The 3,802-nt window shown below is 61.2% G+C and carries 3 protein-coding genes and 1 pseudogene; 3 read left to right on the top strand and 1 reads right to left on the bottom strand.

The genetic code is table 11. The features are described from left to right. Positions 1 to 342 precede the first annotated feature (342 nt). The 3 genes from csaB to NW827_RS10045 all read left to right on the top strand — a co-directional run bounded on the left by csaB (position 343) and on the right by NW827_RS10045 (position 3,081). The gene (gene csaB / locus NW827_RS10035; protein WP_414404136.1) at positions 343 to 1,437 is read left to right on the top strand and encodes a polysaccharide pyruvyl transferase CsaB; all 1,095 of its coding nucleotides are present in this window, start codon (positions 343 to 345) and stop codon (positions 1,435 to 1,437) included. 169 nt (positions 1,438 to 1,606) lie between these two features. After that, complete coding sequence (locus NW827_RS10040; RefSeq protein ID WP_414404137.1) at positions 1,607 to 2,191, top strand: type II CAAX prenyl endopeptidase Rce1 family protein; 585 nt, start codon at positions 1,607 to 1,609, stop codon at positions 2,189 to 2,191. Positions 2,192 to 2,256: 65 nt separating this feature from the next. Next, on the top strand, positions 2,257 to 3,081 hold the full coding sequence (locus NW827_RS10045; protein ID WP_414404138.1) for an alpha/beta hydrolase: 825 nt from the start codon (positions 2,257 to 2,259) through the stop codon (positions 3,079 to 3,081). A 76-nt stretch (positions 3,082 to 3,157) separates the two neighbouring features. Here the strand turns inward: NW827_RS10045 and NW827_RS10050 are convergent. Further along, a pseudogene (locus NW827_RS10050) lies at positions 3,158 to 3,802 on the bottom strand (hypothetical protein); the annotation flags it as partial.

Genomic DNA, 3,802 nt, shown 5'->3' on the forward strand with positions numbered 1-3,802 from the left:
GGATCCCGCTCTCCCTTTTCCCATGACCAACTGCCGCCTCTAAGTTCACTAGTAGAGTTGGCTGGGGGGGAAGCTACCCCCCTAGATTTGGCAGGCAGAGGCAAGAGGAAGGCGGGCGATGCAACAGGGCTGGCACCAGAGGGCAGCCTCGCTAAAAATCCCCTGCAGCGCAAGCAGCTGGGGTCCTTGTCTCCTGGGAACTGGAAGCGCTGGCAACATCGTTATTGGAGCTTTTCCCAACTTTATCGGAGAGAGTGGGGAAATGCAGCGCTGATGGAGCTCCCCACGCAAGTGGTTCGAGGTGATCTCTCCCAGGCCAGCTTCTTTCAGTCAAGGGGGCTCATGAAGCAGCCACAGATTTTGGGGCCACAGATTTTGATCTGTGGCTACTACGGCTACGGCAATGCCGGTGACGAGGCCCTGTTGCTGGCTCTCTTGCAGCAGCTGCGGCAGTTGCCCAATCCCGTGCAGCCAGTGGTGCTTTCTCCCCGCCCTGAGGCAACGGCTGCCACCTATGGGGTGCTGGCCTGTCCGCGCTTTGACGGCTGGGCTTTGCGGCGCTATCTGGGGCAGTCTCAAGCTTTCATCTGGGGTGGGGGCAGCCTGCTGCAGGATCGCACCAGTTGGCGCAGCCCGCTTTACTACCTGGGTCTAATGCTCTGGGCCCAGCGGCGGGGGCTGAAGACCTTGGCGTGGGCGCAAGGGATCGGGCCTTTGCAGCGGGGCTGGATCCGCGAGCTGGCCCGCCGGTCTCTAGCAGGTTGTACGGCCATCAGTGTGCGCGACGCCGTTGCCTCCCAATGGCTGCGAGATTGGGGGATCCCCCACCAGGTGGCCCCGGATCCGGTTTGGGGCCTGCCCGCCAAAACCCTGCTGGAGTGGGAAAGATGGCCTCAGCCCCGCATTGCCGTGGTCTTGCGGCAGCATCCCCAGCTCACTCCAGCGCGACTTGAGACTTTGGCGGAAGGCTTGAGGCGCCTCCAGGCTGCCACAGGGGCTTATCTGCTTTTGCTACCCTTCCAACTCGCTCCTCCCGGATCCCTGGACCTCGGCCCAGACTACCGCCTAGCGCAACAGCTGCAACAGCGCCTGCCCGGCCCCAGCCAGGTGTTGGAGATTCGGGATCCCTGTCTTTTAAAGGGGGTCTTCCGGGGGGTGAGATTGGCAATTGTGATGCGCTACCACGGCTTGGTGATGGCGGCTGCTGAGGGTTGCGCCTGCTTTGGCCTCAGCTACGATCCCAAGGTAAAAACGCTGCTCGGGGAATTGGGCATGCCCGGCTGGGATCTCGAGGCGATCCCAGAAGATCCTGAAGCCTTGTGCCAGGCTTGGCTGGCCTGCTATGCCGACGGGCCAGCCCTCAGCCCTGACCAAGTGGCTGTTTGGGTGGAGCGATCGGCCCAGCACGCCCAGTTGCTAAGGCAGCACTTGCCTTGAAAGGAGAGGGGGATCCCAAGCTCCTACCCCCTTGACCGAGACAAGGGCGGCGCAAACCCCGCTCTCTAGGACTGGGGAGAGCATCAACTGAGAGTCTTCCCCGCTGCCAGTGTGATTCGGGCAGCCGTTCTTGTCGGGATTCGCTCTACGCTGGGAATAGGCTCCTCCCATGAGTGCCAAGATGCAGCCCTGTACCCGCCAACAGATCCTGATCGGAATGGGCCTGACCAGCCTGATCCTGGCGCTTATTGCCGGTCTCTGGATCTGGCTGGGATCCCTCCGCGTGCCCTTCCGTTGGGATCCGCTGGCCGTCGCCTGGGGAGCGGCGCTGGGGCTGGGGGTGGCGCTGCTGAGCGGCGGGGCTTACTGGCTTTGGCCAGCCTATCGCCGGGTAGCTTCCGCCTACTTGCACCTGGTGGCGGATCCCTTGCAATGGGGAGACGTCTTCTGGGTGGGGGTGCTGCCGGGGTGGAGCGAGGAGTGGCTGTTTCGCGGCGTGCTGATGACAGCCCTGGTGGCCAGCCCCTTGGGGTGGACGGGCGGGATCCTCCTGAGCGGGCTCTTGTTTGGGGTTTTACACTGGCTAGAGTGGCAGGGTTGGCCCTATGCCGTCTGGGCCAGTGCCGTAGGTATTCTCCTAGGGATGGGCGTGTGGCTGTCGGGAAACCTGTTGGTAACCATCGTCGCTCATACTTTGGTTAACTGGATTGGAGTTTGCCTTTGGAAAGGTTCTGCCCTGCTAGCCAAATCCTAAGGCGCCCAACGTCGCTGCCCAATCCCTCCCAGCGGGAGAGAGGCCGGGGGTGAGGGGAAGGAGCAATGAGTAAGCCCTTTCTGGGACTGCGGCTGGGGCCATCCTTGCTGCTCATTGGCCTGGGGGTGTACGGCTACCTGCTCTGGCTGGGCTGGTTTCAATCGGAGCGGCTGATCTTTTTGCCCCGCCCCGCCAGCTACCAGGATGGGGACGCCATTCTCAAACTCACCACCGCCGATGGCCTGCAGATTTCAGCGGTCTACCTGCCCAATCCCGCAGCCACCTATACCCTCCTCTACAGCCACGGCAACGCTGAGGACTTGGGGGATATCCTGCCGCGCCTGAGGAAGCTGCAGCAGGGGGGGTTTAGCGTCTTGGCCTACGACTACCGCGGCTACGGCACCAGCGAAGGGATCCCTTCCGAGGCCGGTGCCTACAAAGACATTGAAGCGGCCTACGCTTACCTACGAGATCAGGGGATCCCGCCGGGGCGGATTTTGCTTTACGGACGCTCGGTGGGAGGTGGGCCCTCAGTTTACCTAGCAGCCCACAAGCCGGTGGGGGGCTTGATCCTGGAATCCACCTTTGTAACCGCTTTTCGCGTTTTGACCCGCATCCCGCTGCTGCCTTTTGACCGCTTCGACAACCTCAGCCGCATTGCCCAGATCAATTGTCCGCTGCTGATTTTGCACGGCACTCAGGATCGCTTGATCCCCTTCTGGCATGCCGAAGCCCTTTACCAAGCAGCACGGGATCCCAAGCGTTTGATCCCCATCGAGGGAGCCGATCACAACAATCTGCTACAGGTAGCCGGGGAGCGCTACCTACCCATCCTGCACCAATTTGTGGCCGAGCTGGTGGAGCCCAGCCCCTTCCTGGACACTCCGTAGATCCCGGCGGGTTTGAATAGCGCTAGCCTAACAGCCCTTCTGCTGCAAAGACGGAGATGGACAAGCGTGAGGATTTTTAAGTGACTTCCTGACTGACCAGTTCTTGCAGCAGCTTCCGCGCCGTTCCCATATAGCGCAGTACGTCGGGATGATGGCTCCAGATCGGGTCGCTTTCGGGGAAAACCTCCAGAGAGAACATCCCTTGTACAGCTTGCAGGTAAGGCAGGAGGAAAGTGTAGCTAGCCGGGCTAAGACGAGAGTGCAAAGCCTCATCCAACAGCTCCAGCATCTGCCGCACCAGTTTCCACTCCACCTTCAGAGGGGGGTACAGCATCACGCAAAGGGGAAACAGCTCCTGCTGCACAGCCACCACGCTGCCTTCCAAGGCACAGAGGCCCAGGTACACCTGGAACATCTCCACATCGCGGATGCTGGAAATCCGCACCTCCAGATCCGTCAAGGGGCCGCTTTCGCAGCGATAGTCCGGGAAACGCTGAGCCACTTCGGCACAGATAAACTCCGCCACACTGGTTACGATGGGCAGCAGTTCCTGAACAGCCAGCAAAGAGGCAGAAGAAGTGCTATCGCCGGCGTGAACAGCGGCACCCTCGTACATCCTCTGCAGGGGCATGTACAGGTGGTCGTCCATGACCTTCAAGTAGGGGTGGAAGAGGCTGCGCTCCTGAGGGGATAGAGCTTGCAAGACCATCTGCCCCGTGTA

Origin of the sequence: Synechococcus sp. H70.1, assembly GCF_047502705.1 — a bacterium.
In the GTDB taxonomy this organism is placed as follows: Bacteria; Cyanobacteriota; Cyanobacteriia; order Thermostichales; family Thermostichaceae; genus Thermostichus.

Bases quoted from the DNA above. Each gene is read 5' to 3' on its own strand.
- csaB (WP_414404136.1), top strand. From the start codon at position 343: ATGAAGCAGCCACAGATTTTGGGGCCACAGATTTTGATCTGTGGCTAC.
- NW827_RS10040 (WP_414404137.1), top strand. From the start codon at position 1,607: ATGAGTGCCAAGATGCAGCCCTGTACCCGCCAACAGATCCTGATCGGA.
- NW827_RS10045 (WP_414404138.1), top strand. From the start codon at position 2,257: ATGAGTAAGCCCTTTCTGGGACTGCGGCTGGGGCCATCCTTGCTGCTC.